The organism is Pyramidobacter piscolens W5455 (genome assembly GCF_000177335.1).
Taxonomy (GTDB): Bacteria; Synergistota; Synergistia; order Synergistales; family Dethiosulfovibrionaceae; genus Pyramidobacter; species Pyramidobacter piscolens.
In genome coordinates, this window is sequence record NZ_ADFP01000105.1 from 1 (window position 1) to 18,039 (window position 18,039).

The window sequence follows — 18,039 nt, forward strand, 5'->3', positions numbered from 1 at the left end:
TCGACGACGACGACGACGCGCGATTTTTTTGTCGGAAATTTCTTCGGTTCACGAATCGAGGATACTTTTTTGCAGCCGGGCGGCGGCTTTCTGAAGAACGTGGCGCAACGCTTCGAACTGCGGCGCCACGGAATCTTTCGCGCCGCCGATGGCCAACACCGCAAGGACCGTCCCGTCGGGATTCAGGATCGGCACCGCCGCTTCGGCGGTTTCCGGCACCAGTTCTTCGACGCTGACGGCATAACGCTTCTCTCTGATCTTGTCGATCTCCGCCAGCAGCTCTTTGGAGCCGGTGATCGTCGCGGCCGTGTAGCTTTTCGGTTCGGAATAGACGATGTATTTCTGCAGCGGCTCGGGCGCGAAGGCCAACAGCGCCTTGCCCGCCGCGCCGGCGTGCAGGTCGAACAGCTTCGCACGACGGCCCGCGAGCGCGGGCGCGTCCTCGGGCAAAGACGCGGCGACGCCGAGACCGCTGAACCCGTCGAGCGTGCACAGAGACACGCTCTGCCCGGTCTGATTGCACAACGTCTTCAGCAGTTCCTGGGACTGGTTGACCAACGCCAGACGAAGCGCCCAGCCGTTCGACTGCCCAAGCAGCTTGTAACCGATCCGATAGCCCTGCGTCCTTTTGTCCTGCGCGACCCAACCGTTCTCTTCCATTCCTGACAAAAAGCGTTGGACCGTGCTCTTGGGGATTCCCGTCCGCATCCCCAGCTCGCGGACGCCAAGCTCGCCGCCGTCGGCAAGCAGCGTCTCGATGAGCGCCATGATGTTGCGCGTAGAATTCATGGAACCTGCTCCTCTCTCGCTCTGAAAAATTGCCATGCACATTCTATGATTTCTATGATCAAAATATAGCATTTCACAGACATAACTGTCAAGCGCGCCGCAGGAGGTTTTCAACACCGGACAGCCGACGCACGGCAAAGATTTTTACATTATAGAACTTTCCGGAGCGTTTTCCACAAAGTATATCGATTTCCGCCCTGTTTTCAGCATGATACATACCTTGCGGAAATATAAAAAATAAAAATTTCGTTCAAAAAAGAGCAATGCGCCCGCGCATTTCATCCGTCGCGATTTCGGGACGGCAGGATCGCGAAGCGCACTTCGCCGCCGATCTCGCGCGCCGGCTCCGCGGCGCTGGGCATGGAAGCGCGCAGCTTCTGCCCCTGCCAGTCGATGATCCAGTTCGCCGACGCGCCGAGGAACGTGCGCGAAACCAGCCGGCCGCAGAACGGCCCGTCCGCCGCGACGGAGATCTGATCGGGGCGGAGCAGCGCGCGTTTTCCTTCCAGCGTCACGGGGAAGGCGTCGCCGATAAAGTCGGCGGCGAAGTCGCCGCGCGGCGAAAAATAGACCTCTTCGGGCGTGCCGACCTGTACGAGCCGACCGCCCCGCATCAGCGCCACGCGGTCGGAGATCGACAGGGCCTCTTCCTGGTCGTGCGTGACGTACAGCGCCGTGATGCCGAACGCCTTTTGCAGCGAGCGAATCTCAGAGCGCATGCGCACGCGCAGCCGCGCGTCAAGGCTCGAGAGCGGCTCGTCGAGCAGCAGCACCCGGGGATTGAGGATCAGCGCCCGCGCCAGCGCGACGCGCTGCTGCTGGCCGCCGGACAGTTCCTGCACGCGCGATCTTTGACAGCCGTCCAGACCGACGCGCCCCAACATTTCCGCCGCGCGCCGCAGCCGCTCCGCGCGCGGAGTTCCGCGCACGCGCAGCCCGTAGGCGACGTTTTCCTCCACGCTCATGTGGGGGAACAGCGCGTGGCTCTGAAACACGGTGGCCGTGGGGCGCTCTTCCGGCGGCAGCGTCGAGACGTCGCGCCCGTCAAGTATGACGCGCCCCGAATCGGGAAACAAAAATCCGCCGGCGATCTGCAGCGTCGTCGTCTTGCCGCAGCCGGACGGTCCCAGCAGCGTCAGCAGCTCGCCCTTTTTCAGCGCCAGCGAAACGCCGTCGAGGGCTTTCGCCGCGCCGTAACTGAACGACACGTTCTCGAATGAAAGCATTCAGCCTCTCCTTTCGCTGACTTCCCACGCCAGCGCGTTGACCGCCAGGATCGCCGCGATCAGCAGCGAGGCCATGGCCGAAGCGTCGCCGTACTTGCCGCTGTTGATCGACTCGAACAGCTCCACCGAAGCCACGCGTGCGTAGGGACTGACCAGAAAAATGATCGGCCCGGTGCTGGTCATGGCGGCGCTGAAAGCGTTGATGAACGATACCAGCATAAACGGACGCAGTAGCGGCAGCAGCATGTTGCGCAGCACACGTCCCTGGCCGCCGCCGAGGTCGCGCACGGCCAGCTCCAGCTCGGGATTGATTTGAGCCAGTCCCGCCTGCGCCGACCACGTCGACGGCGAAAGCTGGCGGAACAGACAGTTCATGGCGATCAGGAAGCCGGCCGGGACCTCCCACGGCAGCGACGACGACACCAGCAGATAGCCCACGCCGAAGAACGTTCCCGGCACAAGGTAAGGTAGCTCGATCAGCATGCGCGCGCCGCGGCGCAGCGCCGTGGGCGAACGTTCGAGCAGGCGCGCCAGCACCGCGCCCAGCACGGCGCCGCCCAGCCCCGCTGCGACGGAACAAATCAGACTGCGAGCGAATCCGTTGCCGCTGAAGTTCCACAGGCTGCGCAGGTGAGCAGTCGTCAGCGTGAAATCGGCGCCCCACGTTTTCGTGACGCTGCCGGCGAGAATCAGGCCGTAAACCGCCAGTTCTATCGCGACGAATCCCCACGCCGCCGCTTCCGGCAGCCAGCCGGACGGGCCGCGCAGCTGCAACGAGCGCGCGCCGGCCAGCCGCAGCGAAAAACTGCGTCCGCGCGCTTCGCGCCGCGCTGCCAGCAGCAACAGCGAAGGCAGCACCAGCAGCGCGTTCATGGCGCAGGCCAACGGAAAATCGCCGACGCCGATCAGCGTGTTGTACGCCTTCGACGCCAGCACCTGAAAGCGACCGCCCACGAACAACGGCGTGCCGAAGTCGGAGAGCGAGCGCACGAAGACCATCAGCGCCGCGGCGGTCAGTCCCGGCCGGGCCAGCGATGCGCTGACATTCAGCAGCGTGCGCAGCGGCGGCGCGCCGAGATCCAGCGACGCGCGCTCCAAAGCGCCGTCGACCTGATGAAACGACGCTGCCGCCAGCAGCGTGGCGACGCCCAGCTGCGACAGCGCCTCCATCATTACCACGCCGTGAAAACCGTAAGGGTTCCATTCCAGTCCCAGCAGCCGCCATGTGATCAGGCCGCGGCGGCCGAAGAGCATCAGATACGACATCGAACCGACGAACGGCGGCGAAATCGTCGACAGCACCAGCACCGCCGTAAGCAGCTTCCGCCCAAGCGGCGCGCCGTACAGCAGCTTCACAGCCAGAAGCGACGCCAGCGCCGTCGTCGCCGCGGCGACGGCGGCGGCCACGGCGAAGCTGTTCAACGCCAGCGGCCAGTTTTTCCCCAAAAGCCCGCGCCACGCCGAAAGCGACCATTGGCCGTCCACCAGCAGGCTTTCGCGCAGCACCGCCGCCACGGGCCACAGCACAAAAAGGAGGACGCCGCCCCCCGCCGCGAGCCAAAGTGCCAGCTCCACGCCGGAGAGCGCGCCCCCTCTTCTTTGCGCCGGATTATTTGGAGCCAAAGCGTTCCTGCCAGGCGGCGAGCACGCGCTTGCGCTGCGCTCCGCCCTCGACCACGTCGGCCTTGACGAGGTTGGAATCGCGCATGGCCTGCACCGCGGGAGCCAGCTTTACGCCGGGACGGATCGGAGCCTGCGTGGTGTACTTGGCCAGCGTCTCCTGCCCCTTTGCCGACAGCACCCAGTCGATCAGAGCCTTGCCGGCGTCGGGATTGCGCGCGCCCTTGAACAGCGCCACGGGCGCGATGTACCACGGCACGCCGTCGGCGGGGAACGTCGTCTCGATCTTGTAACCTTCGCCCTTCAGCTTTTCGCCGGTGTCGAACGGCGCCACGGCGATTGCCGCTTCGCCCGTACTGACCTTGTTGGCCGGCTCAGCGCCGCGTTTGGAGTAGTAGGGCACATTGGCGTCGATGCCTTCGAGCAGTTTCCAGCCTTCTTCCTCGCCCTTCGCGGAGAGGATCGCCCAGACCATAGCGTAGAACGTGCCGCTCACAGCCGGAGTGGCCATCAGCACTTCGCCCTTATAGACGGGGTTGGTCAGATCCTGCCAGCTCTGAGGCATGGGCAGATTCTTCTTGGCCATGATCTCGCTGTTGACGACGAAATCAACCGCGCCCAAAGAAATGCCGCTCCAGTAGCCGTCAGCGTTATAGAACATCGGATCGTACGCGGCGCGTTCGGGCGACACATACGGTTCGAGGAATCCTTCAGCCGCCGCCGCCACGTAACTGTCCAGACCGCCGCCGAACCATACGTCGGCCTGCGCCTTGCCCTTGGCCGCGCGCAGGCGGGTCAGCACCTCGCCGGACGACATGGCCAGATACTCCACCTGAATGCCCGTGTCCTTCGTGAACTCCTGCAGGATGCCGTCAACGCCCGTGTAGGCGATGAAGATGCTGAGCTTCTTCTCCTCGGCCCCGGCGGCCGGAACCGCCAGCATCGCCACAGCCGCCGCCAACGCTCCCAATTTCTTCAACATGCAAAAACCTCCTTAACTGATACGCGCCGCTTGCCGCGGCGCGGGAAAACCGTTTTATCCCGCCAAACGCGCGCGGCAGAACGCCTCCGCGTCGACAAAACCCGAGCCGTCCCAGGCCAGCGGGTGGCAGCGCCCGGCGCGCACGGCGCGGATCAGGTCGCGCTCGTCGCGCAGCTCGTCGTCGAACTCCGTGACGAACAACCCGACCCGCTCGCGCCAATGCGCGTCGGCGGCCCCCAGCAGGGCGCGCCCGGAAGCGCGCGCCAGTTCGAGCGCGCGCAGATTGGCCGCCGGATCGGTGCTGCCGTTGAAGCACTCCACGCCGTGCAGCCCCGGCAGCGTGGAGATCAGGTCTTCAAGCCCGCGGTTGTTGTCGCGGAACGGATGCGCCGCCGTCGCGCAGCCGCCGCAGGCCGCCACGCGCGCCATCAGTTCTTCCGGCGTGAGCGAAGCGGGCGGCGGCGCTTCGTCGAGGCCGAAGCAGACCACGTCGCCTTTCGTCGTCAGCACCTCGACGCCGAGAAAGAGCGGGAAATCGAACTTCCGCCGCCAGCCGTCGATCGCCTCGCGCGCGCCGAGCGTGTCGTGGTCGGTGACGCAAAGCCCGCCGATGCCCATCTCGCGGGCGCGGGCCACCGCTTCGGCAATGGGCAGGAAGCTGTCCGGCGAATACTCCGCCGTATGCATGTGCGTGTCCAGAATCATCGGGAAGAGACCTTTCGTTTATCGATAACCGAAAATCATAATATGGTTAACCATTCTTAAAAAACGATTATCACCCAAAGAGGGGCAAAGGTCAAGATGCGCTGAAGCGGACAAAAGGGGCGGGGCGAACCGCGCGAAGCGGCGCAATGCGGCAAAACCGACGCGGGGCGCGGGCGATTTTCCCCTTCCGCCGCCGCGGCAAAGATGCGATAATGGAGCGGATTTCAATCGGATTTTTTTTCGGGAGAGGATTTTTTCATGAGAAGGTTGCTGCTCGCGGCGCTGTTGGCCGCGTTTCTCTGCGGGACGGCGCGCGCGGAAGCGCCGCTTCCCGACGATTCGGCGGATCTGTTCAGCGGCGCCGCCGACGCCCTGCGCCCCCGCCGCGCCACGCTGCTTTTCGCCGGCGACCTGATGGCCCACGCGCCGCAGCTGCGCGCGGCGCGGCGTCAAAAAGGCTACGACTTCACGCCGTCGTTTGCGCGCGTCACGCCGCTGATTTCCGCCGCCGACCTCGCCGCCGCCAACCTCGAGACCACGCTCGGCGGCGAAAAGCGCGGCTACACGGGCTATCCGTGCTTCAGCACGCCCGACGAGTACGCCGACGCCCTCAAAGACGCCGGCTTCGACGCGCTGACCACGGCCAACAACCACTGCCTGGACCGCCGCGTCGCCGGACTGTTCCGTACAGTGAAGGAACTGCGCGAGCGCGGCTTCACGACTTTCGGCACCTACGCCGCTTCCGCCGATCGCGAAGCGGCCGCCGTCGCGGACGTGAACGGCATGACCGTCGCCTTCCTGTCGTGGACCTACGGCACCAACGGCATCCCCGTCCCCGTTTCGCAGGACTGGGCCGTAGCGCGCGGCGCCTCGTGGGAAGACGTCAGCGGCGACGTCGCCCGCGCCAAGGCGCTCAGCCCCGACTTCATCGTCGCCATGCCGCACATCGGCGTCGAATACGCGCTGACGCCGCCGCGCTCCGTCGTCGCCTTCGCCGAGAAATTGCTGGAAGCCGGCGTCGGCGCGGTGATCGCCTCGCACCCGCACGTCGTGCAGCCGCTGGAGCTGCGCGCCGCTTCCGGCGACCGCACCCCGGCGCTGATCGCCTGGTCGATGGGCAACTTCATCTCCAACCAGCGCGCCAGGCCGCGCGACATGGGCGTGATCGCGCGGCTGACGCTGGAAAAGAAAAACGGCGTCACGCGCATCGTCAGCGCCGACGCGATCCCCACCTGGGTGCAGACGCGCACGAAAAAGGGCGTCCGCGTCTCGCGCGTGCTGCCGCTGCTGGACGCGCTCGCAAACGCCGAAACGCTGCAGATCTCCGCCGCCGACCTCAAGCGCCTGCGCGGCGCGCACGCCGATTTCACCGGGCGCGTGCTCGGGCGCGCCGTTCCGCTGGCGGACGCTCAGCTGGCCTACGAACTGGAACCGTCCTCGCAGGACCGTTTTTCGACGGCCAAATTCGACGCACTCGCCCGCCGCGCCGCCGCGAAAAAGCGCAGCGCACGAAAGGGAAACGCGCCCAAACCGTAATTTTCGTTCATATTTTTTTCATATCCGCCTTTAAAACGCCGAATTTCCGGCATTTCACGCAAGCGGAAACAAAAACGCCAGAGTACAATCGTTTCAGAAAAATAAAACTTTATTCGAGGAGGAATACCCGACATGAACATGGAAAAGATCCGCGCCATTATCGACAAAGACCGGGACAGCCTGATCGACACGATCCGCGAGCTCGTCGCCGTGCCCAGCGTGGGCGGCGAAGCGCCGCGCCCCGACGCGCCCTTCGGCCCCGGGCCGAAAGCCGCCCTCGACAAGTTCGTCGAGATCGGCGCGCGCCACGGCTTCCGCACTTGGGCTTTCGAGAATCAGGTCGGCGTCGCCGAGCTGGGCAACGAATCGCTGCCCGAGATGATCGCCGTGCTCGCCCACGTCGACGTCGTTCCCGCCGGCGAAGGCTGGAGCTGCGACCCCTGGCGGGGCATGATCAAGGACGGCCTGCTCTACGGCCGCGGCGTCGCCGACGACAAAGGCCCTGCCATCAGTGCCATGTTCGCCATGAAAGCCCTGCGCGAGGCCGGCGTGCGGCTGAAGCGCCGCGTGCGCCTGATCGTCGGCACCAACGAAGAGCTGGGCAGCCGCGCCATCGACCGTTACGTCACATCCGGGCAGGAACTGCCCGTAGCCGGCTTCACTCCCGACGCCGAGTACCCGCTCATCAACGGCGAAAAGGGCAGCATCACGCCCAAATGCCGCGCCCCCTTCGCGCCCGACGGCGGCGACGTGCAGGTGCTCTCGCTCGACGCCGGCGTGGCCTCCAACGCCGTGCCCTCCAAGGCCGTGGCCGTGCTCAAAGTCGCGCCCGCGGCCGAGGCGCGCCTCAGCCGCGTCGTCGAAGAGTTCGCCGCCCCCCGCGACGCCAAGCTGACCTGCGAAAAAAGCGCGTCCGGCGAATACACGCTGACCATGGACGGGCTGGCCTTCCACGGCTCGCGCCCGCAGTACGGCTCCAACGCCGCCGCCAATCTCGTCAGAGTGCTGCGCCTGCTCGGCATCGGCGGCGAACAGGGCGCGTTCCTCGACAAAATCGACGCCCTCGTGGGAACGCAGACCCGCGGCGAAAATCTCGGCGTCATGCTCTACGACGACGTGTCCGGTTTCACCTCCCTGTGCTGGGGCCTGCTCAAGAGCGAAGGCGACAAGATCATGTTCACGCTCAACTACCGCTTCCCCGTCACCTTCGAGCGCGACCCCGTCTGCGCCAAGTTCGTCGAAGCCCTGCGCGGCCACGGCTTCGAAGTCGAAGCCGGCAGCGGCAGCCACCCGCTTTACATGCCCGAAGACAGCGACCTCGTCAAAAAGCTGATGAAAGTCTACCGGGACGAGACCGGCGATTACGAATCGAAGCCCATGTCCATCGGCGGCGGCACCTACGCCAAGGAAATGCCCAACATGCTCGCCTTCGGCAACCAGTTCCCCGGCGAGAACACCCACATCCACGAGGTCGACGAGCGGTGGAGCGTCGAACACATCGTCAAGAACACCAAGATCATGGCCGCCGCCATCGCCGCGTTGGCCGGCGTCGAAGAATAGCCCCCGGCGAAGAGGCTGTCTCAAAACTGCGGAACTGCCTTTAATGCTATCTCTTGATCAAAAAGCCGAATACGAGGGCGCGGCGACTTCTTCGTCCAGTTCCAGGAATCGCGGCACATGTCGTCGAACTGCGGCTCATGCCGGTTTTCGTTAAAAAGACACAGTTTTTTGAGACGGTCTCTTTTTTCGCGCCTTCGCCGCGGGAAATGCCCCGGGAAAACAAAACTTCGCCACATTTCCTGTTGACAAATTCTCGTTCGCGATGTATTGTGATTTCAGTCACAAATCATGTGAATTCAATCACATTAATGAGGGGGGGAGGGGGAAAAATATCATGTGGAAAAAAACATCAACATCAACGAAGTGAAGACGATCATCTCGCGTACAACGTGTTATCTGGGCGTCGGCGCGATCGCGAGGGTGGACGGCATCTGCAAGGCGCTGGCCGACAAGGGGGTCAAGAACGTTCTCGTGGTGAGCGGGCGCGGCTCCTACAAGGCCACCGGCGCGTGGAATCACGTCGTCAAGGCGTTTGCCGCGCACAAGATCAACTACGTCCTCTATGACAAAGTCACGCCCAATCCGACCGTTGACGGCATCGACGAAGCGGTCGCGCTCGGCAAGGGGATCGGTGCCACGGCGGTGTTCGGCATCGGCGGAGGCAGTCCCATCGACACGGCCAAGAGCGCGGCAATCCTGTTGGAATACGCCGACAAAAACGCCCGCGACCTGTACGAGTACCGCTTCACGCCCGACAAGGCCAAACCGATCGTGGCCGTCAACCTGACCCACGGCATGGGCACCGAGGTAGATCGCTTCGCCGTGGCTTCGATCCTCGAAAAGGACTTCAAGCCCGCCATCGCCTACGACTGCATCTATCCCACCTACGCCATCGACGATCCGGCGCTGATGACGGGGCTGGGCGCCAATCAGACCCGCTATGTCTCCATCGACGCCGTCAATCACGTCGTCGAAGCTGCGACCACGAAGTTGTTCGCCTCGCCCTACACGATCCTGCTGGCGGAGGAGACGGTGCGCCTCGTCGACAAGTACCTGCCCCGCGCCGTCGCCAACCCGAACGACCTCAAGGCCCGCTACTACCTGCTCTACGCTTCGATGATCGCCGGCATCTCGTTCGACAACGGCATGCTGCACCTCACCCACGGGCTGGAGCATCCGCTTTCGGCCATCAAGCCCACGCTCACGCACGGCCTGGGGCTGGCCATGATCCTGCCCGTCGTCGAGGCTTGCTGGCCCGCTGTCTCCGAGACGCTGACCGACGTGCCGCGTCCGATGCTGCCCGGTAATATCACCGCCGACCCGGCCAACGCCGCCGTGGCCGCCGACGCCGTGGAGCAGTGGCTGTTCAAGATGGGCGTCGCGGAAAAGCTGGCCGACATGGGCTACACCGAATCCGACGTGGACAAGCTCGTGCGCCTGACGCGCGAGACGCCGTCGCTGGGCGGCCTGCTCGGCCTGGCGCCCGTGCCCGCCACTGCCGAAGTGGTCGCGAAGATCTACCGCGACTCGCTCAAACCGCGCCATTGAATGCGCGCGCCGCTTCCCGCACATGGGAAGCGGCGTTTTCATGCGTGAATGGCAAAAAAACGGATGCCATTCGTCCCCAACATAAAAAAAGCGAAAGGAGACAGGCCGCAGGGCTTGAATCCTTTCGCTTTGTTCATCCGACCCAAACAGACTAGGAAAGGGAAGAATCTCTTCGCCATCAGGCGAACTTAGGATTTTCCCCGACGTTTTCAATTCCCGTTTTATACTATTTCTCAATGACAAGGCCAAACACAAGGGCGCTGCGAGGAAATCTAGTCGCTCAGGATTACCTCGACCGCTACGCGGTCTGCGCAGCTCGCTTTGTGGATCTTCCTCGCAGCGCCCAGCAAACTATGTTAACGCTTTTTATCAAGAAATAGTATTATATACGAGCATGAGGCACAAAAAGAGGCACGGCGATCGCTGGTATGATCGTCGTGCCTCCCGTATCGATGTCGATCTCGCTTCTTTTTCGCCGAGAAGGTCCTTTTAAGACGCGATAGCCCTTGTTTCCGATTTTACTTGAGCTTGCCAGAAGCGCGCAACAGACGTTCCAGACGCTCCATGCGCGCCGCCATTTCCATCTGCGAAGCCGCCATTTTCGCCTGTGAGGCCCTCATCTCCGCCATTTCGTCGGCCTGGCGTTTGTTGATCTGCTCCAGCGAAGCGACCTGAACCTGCAGTTCGGCGTTCTCCTTCTGCATCACGTAAACGCTGTTCATGGGGCCCTTGCGGTAGCGTTCGGGGATCTTGTCCTTGTCCTCTTTCCTGCCGATCTTCCACGTCAGGCCGGCGTTGGCCATCGAGTCGCCGTGGTGCGAGACGGACACTCCGGCGTGAACCATGAAGTCTTCTTTCACGTAGTGCGCCACGCCGAGTGCCAAGGCATACTCACCTTTGTACGCTCCGAAGCCGGCCATGATCTGGCTGGGTTCGATCGGGTCATAGTGCATCGGTTTCAGCGCCGAGAGCGCCGAGCCGAGCGCGCCGGTGGTCTTGATTTCGCTTCTCAGTTCGCCCATCTGGTTGTAGACGTTGCCGAAGTTGTTGTAGATGTTGTTGATCTGGCTGTCTACGGCGCTCAAGGCGTCGCCGACGTTGTGGTAGCTACCGCCGCGGATGACGTAAGTGGGGGCGGAGATGCTGCCGTCGTTCTTGACGGTCAAGCCGTACTTGTCGCCGCCGAGATGGGTGGCGATGCTGCTTGACGTCTTCCACAGCTGCGAGCCGTTGACGGCGTCGGCGCTGGTCTTGCTCACGTCTCCGGCTTTGACGTTCTCGATTTTGTTGTTCGTGGCGTCGAAGCCTTTAGCCGTCACCTTGCCCTTGAAGTTCGGGTTGTCGGCCATACGAAGCTCGATACCTCCTGCAGACGCAACGGTCTTGAGATTATCGCCGCTGTAGGTTCCGGCCGTGGTTGCTCCGCCGTAAATCTTGAGCGTCTCGCCCAATTTGCGATCGACATTGGCGCCTTCGTTGGCGGCAAAGTGCATGGGTTTGTTGACTGCCGCGCCGGTCTGAGCGATCTTGTCGTCAAGGATCTTGAGCTGATCTTCGGTAGCCGCCTGGCCGGAGGTGATGTGAAGGGGGTCCCAGGCCTTATTGGTCAGACCGTTGATGGTGCCTTTGTCGCCCTTGTTGATGGTGAGCTGGCCGGTGGTCGCGCCGGAGGGGTCTTTGACGTCGAATTTCAGTTCGTTCTTGAGGCCGACGGTCAGTTTGCCGCCGCCTACCTTCGTCTCGGTGTTGATGCCGTCACCGGCGACGTGGATGGCTTCGCCGAGTTTCTTGCTGACCTTGCTGCCATCGTCGGCCGAGAGGGCGAAGCCTTGGTTCGTCAGAGTAGAACTGGCATTTTCGATCGCGTTCTTCAGGTCACCGATGTTCGCCGCGTTCTTCAGCGTAGCGCCGCTGGCGGTGGAGAGGTCTGCGCCATCCAGGCCGCTCTTCACGTTGACAATCTGATTGCCGCCGTTGTTCAATCCTGTGCTGGTCAGACTGACCGTATTGGGCGCGCCGGGCGTGCCGATGGTCAGACCATCGTTATTGAGGTAGGAACTGCCGATGGTCAGGCTGCCGGCTGCCGTCAGGTTCAGTTTCTGCACCAACTGAACTTTCAGCTTACCGCCGATGTTGTTCACGCCGATGTTGCCGTCGGTCAGCGCGCCGGTGGCTCCGCCGATGATGTCGAGCGTATTGTTCAGTTTCTTCTTGATGACTTTGCTCGTGTCGCTCTGGCCGTCGTCGCCGGCGTACTTCATGCCGTCGTCCATTGTCGCGACCTGATGGTCGCCCTTTTCATCCGTGTAGTAGATGCGGGTCATCTCGGTGGCATTCAGGTTCTTCGCCGGATCAAGGCTGGCGGGGCCGGCATTGACGCCGATGTCAGCGTGGGCGTTCTTGCCGTCGGAGCCCTTCGGGCCGGTCAGGCCGATCTTGCCTTCCGTTCCGTCCGCGCCGTCCTTGGCATAAATGGTGACGCCGTCTTTGCCGTCTTTGCCCTTAATGCTGATCCCGTCCTTGCCGTGGATCACGACGGATTGACCGTCTTTGCCGTTGATACCGATAGAACCGTCTTTGCCGTCGGCCCCAGCCTTGCCCAGTACGAGATCGTCTTTGACGTTGACCTTGTACGGATTGGCAGCCGTGCCTTCGCCTTCGACAGTCGTATTATGGCCGTCTTTCAGGATCGTCTTGCCGGCTGCGATCTGAGCTTTCATCTGGCTGACGTTGACCGCGTCGGTGTCGGCCGTACCCTGGGCGACGCCGTGAATCTGCAGGCCGCCCATGTTCACGTCTGTCTTGGTGATTTTGGGGCCACCGGTGATCGTCAGACCGTCGTTGTCGATCACGGTCGCGCCCATGGTCACGCTGCCGGTCGCGCCCAAATTCAAGTTTTTCGCCAGACGCACTTTCAGGTTGTTGGCACCGTCCGATACCACGCCGATGTTGTCGTCATCCGTCAGCTTGGATGCGTCGGCGATCCCGCCAACGACGTTCACCTGCCCATTCAGCTTTTTCTTGATCACGGAGCCGCTGTCGGCGCCGTACTTCATGCCGTCGTCCAGCGTCGCCACTTCGTGGGTCACATGGTTTTTATCTTCGTAGACGATGCGGGTCAGGTGCGTGCCGGGCGCGCCGTCCACTCCGGGAGCTCCGTCCTTCACGTGGATGTCGGCGGAAGCGCCGTCCTTGCCGGTCATGCCGATGTGTCCGTCCACGCCGTCCTGCCCCGCGGGGCCTTCGGCCGTGATGGTCACGCCGTCTTTGCCGTTGGCTCCGGCCACTCCGACTTTGCCGTTCTTGCCGTCTTTGCCGACGGTCACGCTGTCGGCTTTCAGGTCTTTGTTCAGCAGGATGTCGATGATGGTGTTGCCGGCAGCGTCCTGAGCGAGCTTCGTCTTGATGTTCTCACCGGAGTACTTGTCGTCGGCTTCGGCGCCTGTGCCCTGGATCTTCACGGTGCTGCCCAGTTTGTTCGTTACTTCAGCGCCGCTGTTGGCGCCGAATTTCAGGCCTTTATCCGTGATACCGGTAGTTACGTTAAACAGCTGGCTGCCGTTGATCGCGTCCTTCGAATCGGCATTCACCGCGCCGTCGGCGACATTGACGATCTTGTTACCGCCGTTGTTCAATCCCGATGTGGTAAGCGTCACCGATTCTGCGGGACCTGCCGCGCTCGGTTTTATGGTGATTCCGCTTATTCCGTATGTAGAGGTGGTGACTCCATCCGTCACCGTACTGCCGTCGGCGGTCATCGTATTCTTTTTTCCGCCGGCGGCCACCGTCTCGACTTTGGTCAAACCGAGAACATTCTTGGACAGCTTGATATCGATCGTATTGGTTCCCGTTGTCGTGTTCACGCCGATATTGTTGTCGCTCAACTCTCCGGCAGGCGCGCCGCCCTTGAACGTCATTGCCTGATCGGACGCCCGTTTGATCACGTTGACATCCTGCACGGCAGTCGCCCCGATCGTTGAATTGTCGCCGGCAAAGCGCAGCGGCAGCGTGTACTGATACAACTGACTTCCGTTTATTGCATCGGTGCTCTTTGGTCCGATTTTGCCGGCCGCTACATTTTGAATGCGACGCTCCGAGCCGACGGCGCCGATGGTGACGACCCCGGCAGGCTGAGCGCCGGCAAACGGTCTGCTCGATCCGTTCAGATTGTCGCTTCCGTACGCCTTCATGCCCGCGGTCGAGTCGCCGTCCGTCACATAAGCGGAAGAGCTTCCGATATAAGCGGAATTTCCCTGCGTAACCGTTATATTGCTGCCCAAAACCTGAGTGTTGGAGTAATCGAGTTTATTGTCGACAGCCGCGGCTACTTTGTTGTTGTTGCCGATAACGGTGACGTCGGTAAAATCCTCTTTGTTGTTCACCGCTTCCACAATGTTTTCGTTACCGAGGACGGCAATGTCTTTAACGGCTCTCGCGTCGCTGGGGTCCTGATCCTCCTTGCCGCCCTGAATTCTATTGGCGTTGCCTACCACGGAAACGCGTTCAAATTCTTGCGCGGCCAATTTGAAGAGACGATTGGAGTTGCCCACAACGTGATTCTCTTTTCCACCCTTGATCACGGTGCTGTTGCCGAAAACCCCGGATTCCGCAACCCCGTTGTCGAGCGCGTTCTCTCTACCTACTGCATATGAGCCGACACCATTTATCATATTCTTAAAACCCAAGGCGCCGGCTTTTTCTCCTGACACCGAAGTTTCGGTACCGACGGCGATCGAATTTGCTCCACGCGCGTGAGCGGCAGCGCCTATTGCAGCAGAGCCGATTCCCCCCGCTTTCGCTTCGCTGCCCATGGAAATGGCTTTCTTTCCGGAGGAACCGGCGAAATATCCGATCGCGATGGCTTGGTCAACGTCGTCCGTACCGTCTTTGGTCCCGGTTGCCGCTCGCGTCCCCAGGGTTATGGAGCTATGGCCTTTCGTATAGGCGCCGGCGCCCAAGGCTATGCCATATTCGTAGTTGGGGTCCACGATGGTGTCCGTATAAGTGTTAGGGCTCGCGCTATCGGGGTATCCCACGCCGATAGCGATGCTTCTCGTTCCTTCCGATTTCGTATGGTTGCCGATGGCGAGGCTGCCTTCGCCGGCGGCTTTTACGACGGCTCCTATCGCGGTGGCGTTGATCCCGGAAGCCGTATCATTGTTGAAGTTCACTCCATCGGTAGAATTGACGTGGAAATAATGGGTTTTCGCCTGATCGACTACGTCGTTCAGCTGTTTCACATTGACGGCGTCCGTTCCCGCCGTACCGGCCGCGACATTGCCGATTGTGGTGGGATTCCCCCCGTTATTCAATGTAACTTTCGATTTCGACGAATCGTCGTAAACAACCGCATTGGGAGGCAACACGGCCGATTGTCCGCCTGCCAGTGCCGTTTCCAAAGCGCTCTGTACAGAAGTATAGCTCGTCCCGTTAATCGTTAATCCACTATAGCTTCCGTCCGCGCCGACAGTCACGCTGCCTCCGACAAGCTGCGCCGTTTTCGTCTGCAGCGTCCGCAATTGCGCCACAGTCGCCGCGTCCTGCGGCTGCGCGCCGTCCGCCACATTGACGATACGGCGAAGCGCGTCCGTCCTTCCAACGGAGACGATGGACGCCGGCGCTGCCTGTCCCGTAAGATAACCGCTGCCGGCAATCATGGCACCCTCCGCCACGGTTCCGTTGCCCAGAGCGACGTTCGCCGCCCCTTCTGCGCGACTTCCGGCTCCCAATGCCGTTGCGCTGTTGTCAGCCGTGGCGTTGTAGCCCACGGCGACCGCGGAATCGGCTTTGGCCTTGGCCATATAACCGACAGCGGTGGCATCGGTGTATGCGCGTGATTCCGCCCCTATTGCGGTGGCATGATTGATGCTTGTCGGATTATCGAAGAGATTCGCCTTGTAGCCGAGCGCCACGTTTTCACCGATAGAAGGGTTAGAACTGCCGCCATTCTGTACGCCGATATTGGAACCCGCCTGCGAACCGATCGCTACGTTATAGTCGGTGAGCACGCTCTTGCCAGCCTCATAGCCCAAAGCAACGTTCTGCTTTCCCTTCGTTTGCTGACCGGCCTTGACGCCAATGGCGACATGAGAACCGTCTGTGTCGAGAACGCCGCCACCGCTGGAACCGACGCCCGCTTGCCAGCCGACCATGATGGAGTTTTTCACGTCGGCGTTGGCTGCGTTGCCGATCGCAATGGCATTGCTTTGAGGAGCCGACGCGCTGGAGCCGATGGCCAGGGAATCGCTGCCGGCAGCTCGAGAAGCGCCGCCGATCGATATTGCGTTCGTTCCGGTTGCCGTGGCTTCCTTGCTTATTGCCAACGCACCTTCGCCTTGCGCTTTGGCCGTAAAACCGATAGCCGTGGCGTTCCGCTTTTCGGCGGAAGCCTCTTCTCCCAAAGCGATGCCGGCGGCGCCTTTTACAATTGCCCCTTTGCCAAGAGCCGTCGCGTTATCCACGCCGACAGTCATCGCATCGGTGCCTATGGCGATGGAATTATTTACGATTCTGTTGTTTCTATTGTCGTTTTCGACGATGGCGCCTTTACCGATCGCGACGGAGGAATTTCCTCTGGATTTCGTATCGTGGCCGATAGCGACGCTGTTTTCGCCGCCGCCTACCGTGATGGTCGTCGCACCGTCATAGGTAACGTCGCCGCCTTGAGCACCGGCTTTTGCGCTCTCGCCGATAACGACGCTTCGGGATGCGCTTTTTGTCGCGTGCGTATTTGAACCGATCGCGACAGCATCGGCCGCTTTGGATTCTGATTTGTACCCCAGGGCGACAGCTCTCGGCGCGTTCGCTGTCGTTTGTGCCAGAGGTCCCACCGCAATGGAGTTTTCGCCCTCGGCCGCAGCGTCATCCACCGTGGATTTTGCGCGAAAATACTTCAAGCCGGGTTTACCGTTGCTCAACCCGAGCGATGCATTCAATGCTTTCAGGATGGCGATATCGCCTTTATTCGTTTTTGCTTGAGCGCTTACGACGCTCAGCTGATCTTCCGTGGCGGCTCGGCCGCTTGTCGGGGCGGGAGCGTCCACGTTCCACGTCTTATTGGACAAGCCCGTTACGGTATTATCGGCACCGTTGACGACAATGGCTCCCGCTTTTATCGTTCCCGCGGTTCCGTCGAGCGTCACCTGTCTGGCAGGATCCGTACCGAGAGTCACCTGATCCTTCAACTTAACCGTATAAGTTACCGCGCCCGTTCCGGGATCCGTTGCGCCGGTCACGTCAATCTCGTCGGCGCCGACCACTTTGGTCCTCGCGCTGTCCGCGGCAGTTTTCACTTCCTGTAACTGCTTATAGTTTACTGCGTCACTGTTTGCCGTACCGTCCGATACGTTTACAACTTTTTTGCCGTTCGCATTCAATCCCGCTTTGGTGATGTAGGTTTCGGCCCCGACGGCCACGCCGGCGTCGCCGATCTTCACTTTTGTATCCGCAGCCGTGCCTGCCGTAACAGTAGTAAATTCCGGATTTTCGGACATCACCAACTCCAAACCGTCAGACGCCGCGTTTTTCCTTGCGCCCAGGTTTTTACCGCTGACCTTGGAGTTATCAGCGACATCGGCGGCAGCCATCCCACCTTTGATCGACAACGTCGACCCCAGCGCTCTTGCAACAGACGCATTGTCGTTCCCGACAAAGGCCATGCCCTTCGCAGAAATATCCTCTTTGACCCCGTTGATTACTTCCGCCACATTGGCTGCCGTTGCATAAGCGTTCCCCGATTCGCTGGCTTCTACGGTCCCCTCCGTATTCTTGGCAAGCGTGGCTTTGGCGAGAGAAACCTTCACTGTCTGGTTTTCTACTGTAGCGGCGATGCCGTTGACGCCGGTTACCGTCAACGACTGCGAGTCAAGCTGTACACTGCCGTTTGAACCGTTCTCTCCGATAATGTTCAGGACAGGCTCCGCCTTCACCGGCACCGCCTTCATCAACGCCAATCCCAGCGCCACAGCCGTTAGGGCCGCCAGAGCGCCGTTTTTCAGCGCCGTCTCATTTCCCGCGCGATAGAGGCGAACGCCGCTCCTAGAGTGAAGCTGTTCTGTTCTGTTCTGTTCTGTT

Annotated in this window: 9 protein-coding genes; 3 read left to right on the top strand and 6 right to left on the bottom strand. The window is 61.5% G+C overall.

Annotated elements, in window-relative coordinates:
• Positions 1 to 48: 48 nt before the first annotated feature.
• From HMPREF7215_RS09450 to HMPREF7215_RS09470, 5 genes are all read right to left on the bottom strand, one after another.
• Positions 49 to 789: an IclR family transcriptional regulator gene (locus tag HMPREF7215_RS09450; RefSeq protein ID WP_009165619.1), complete on the bottom strand. Its 741-nt coding sequence runs from the start codon at positions 787 to 789 to the stop codon at positions 49 to 51.
• Positions 790 to 1,067: 278 nt separating this feature from the next.
• On the bottom strand, positions 1,068 to 2,015 hold the full coding sequence (locus HMPREF7215_RS09455) for an ABC transporter ATP-binding protein (RefSeq protein WP_009165621.1): 948 nt from the start codon (positions 2,013 to 2,015) through the stop codon (positions 1,068 to 1,070).
• On the bottom strand, positions 2,016 to 3,590 hold the full coding sequence (locus HMPREF7215_RS09460; protein WP_050768906.1) for an ABC transporter permease: 1,575 nt from the start codon (positions 3,588 to 3,590) through the stop codon (positions 2,016 to 2,018). It lies immediately after the preceding gene.
• Positions 3,591 to 3,624: 34 nt separating this feature from the next.
• Positions 3,625 to 4,617, bottom strand: coding sequence for an ABC transporter substrate-binding protein (locus HMPREF7215_RS09465; RefSeq protein ID WP_009165623.1), 993 nt, complete (start codon positions 4,615 to 4,617; stop codon positions 3,625 to 3,627).
• Positions 4,618 to 4,671: 54 nt separating this feature from the next.
• On the bottom strand, positions 4,672 to 5,322 hold the full coding sequence (locus HMPREF7215_RS09470) for a PHP domain-containing protein (RefSeq protein ID WP_009165624.1): 651 nt from the start codon (positions 5,320 to 5,322) through the stop codon (positions 4,672 to 4,674).
• A 258-nt stretch (positions 5,323 to 5,580) separates the two neighbouring features.
• Here HMPREF7215_RS09470 and HMPREF7215_RS09475 point away from each other — a divergent pair, with 258 nt between their 5' ends.
• The 3 genes from HMPREF7215_RS09475 (at position 5,581) to HMPREF7215_RS09485 (ending at position 9,966) form a co-directional block, all read left to right on the top strand.
• Entirely contained in the window at positions 5,581 to 6,858 is a 1,278-nt protein-coding gene (locus tag HMPREF7215_RS09475) for a CapA family protein (RefSeq protein ID WP_009165626.1), read from the top strand.
• Between the two features lie 132 nt (positions 6,859 to 6,990).
• Positions 6,991 to 8,418 carry a dipeptidase PepV gene (gene pepV, locus HMPREF7215_RS09480; RefSeq protein WP_009165627.1) on the top strand — a complete coding sequence of 476 codons (1,428 nt, stop codon included), beginning with the start codon at positions 6,991 to 6,993 and terminating at the stop codon, positions 8,416 to 8,418.
• 336 nt (positions 8,419 to 8,754) lie between these two features.
• Positions 8,755 to 9,966: an iron-containing alcohol dehydrogenase gene (locus tag HMPREF7215_RS09485; RefSeq protein ID WP_009165629.1), complete on the top strand. Its 1,212-nt coding sequence runs from the start codon at positions 8,755 to 8,757 to the stop codon at positions 9,964 to 9,966.
• A 518-nt stretch (positions 9,967 to 10,484) separates the two neighbouring features.
• Here HMPREF7215_RS09485 and HMPREF7215_RS09490 read toward each other — a convergent pair.
• Positions 10,485 to 17,930: a YadA-like family protein gene (locus HMPREF7215_RS09490; RefSeq protein ID WP_009165631.1), complete on the bottom strand. Its 7,446-nt coding sequence runs from the start codon at positions 17,928 to 17,930 to the stop codon at positions 10,485 to 10,487.
• Positions 17,931 to 18,039: the final 109 nt, after the last annotated feature.

What these genes read in the sequence shown, in the direction of transcription:
- HMPREF7215_RS09450 (WP_009165619.1), bottom strand. Translation starts at nt 789, where the DNA reads ATGAATTCTACGCGCAACATCATGGCGCTCATCGAGACGCTGCTTGCC.
- HMPREF7215_RS09455 (WP_009165621.1), bottom strand. Translation starts at nt 2,015, where the DNA reads ATGCTTTCATTCGAGAACGTGTCGTTCAGTTACGGCGCGGCGAAAGCC.
- HMPREF7215_RS09465 (WP_009165623.1), bottom strand. Translation starts at nt 4,617, where the DNA reads ATGTTGAAGAAATTGGGAGCGTTGGCGGCGGCTGTGGCGATGCTGGCG.
- HMPREF7215_RS09470 (WP_009165624.1), bottom strand. Translation starts at nt 5,322, where the DNA reads ATGATTCTGGACACGCACATGCATACGGCGGAGTATTCGCCGGACAGC.
- HMPREF7215_RS09475 (WP_009165626.1), top strand. Translation starts at nt 5,581, where the DNA reads ATGAGAAGGTTGCTGCTCGCGGCGCTGTTGGCCGCGTTTCTCTGCGGG.
- pepV (WP_009165627.1), top strand. Translation starts at nt 6,991, where the DNA reads ATGAACATGGAAAAGATCCGCGCCATTATCGACAAAGACCGGGACAGC.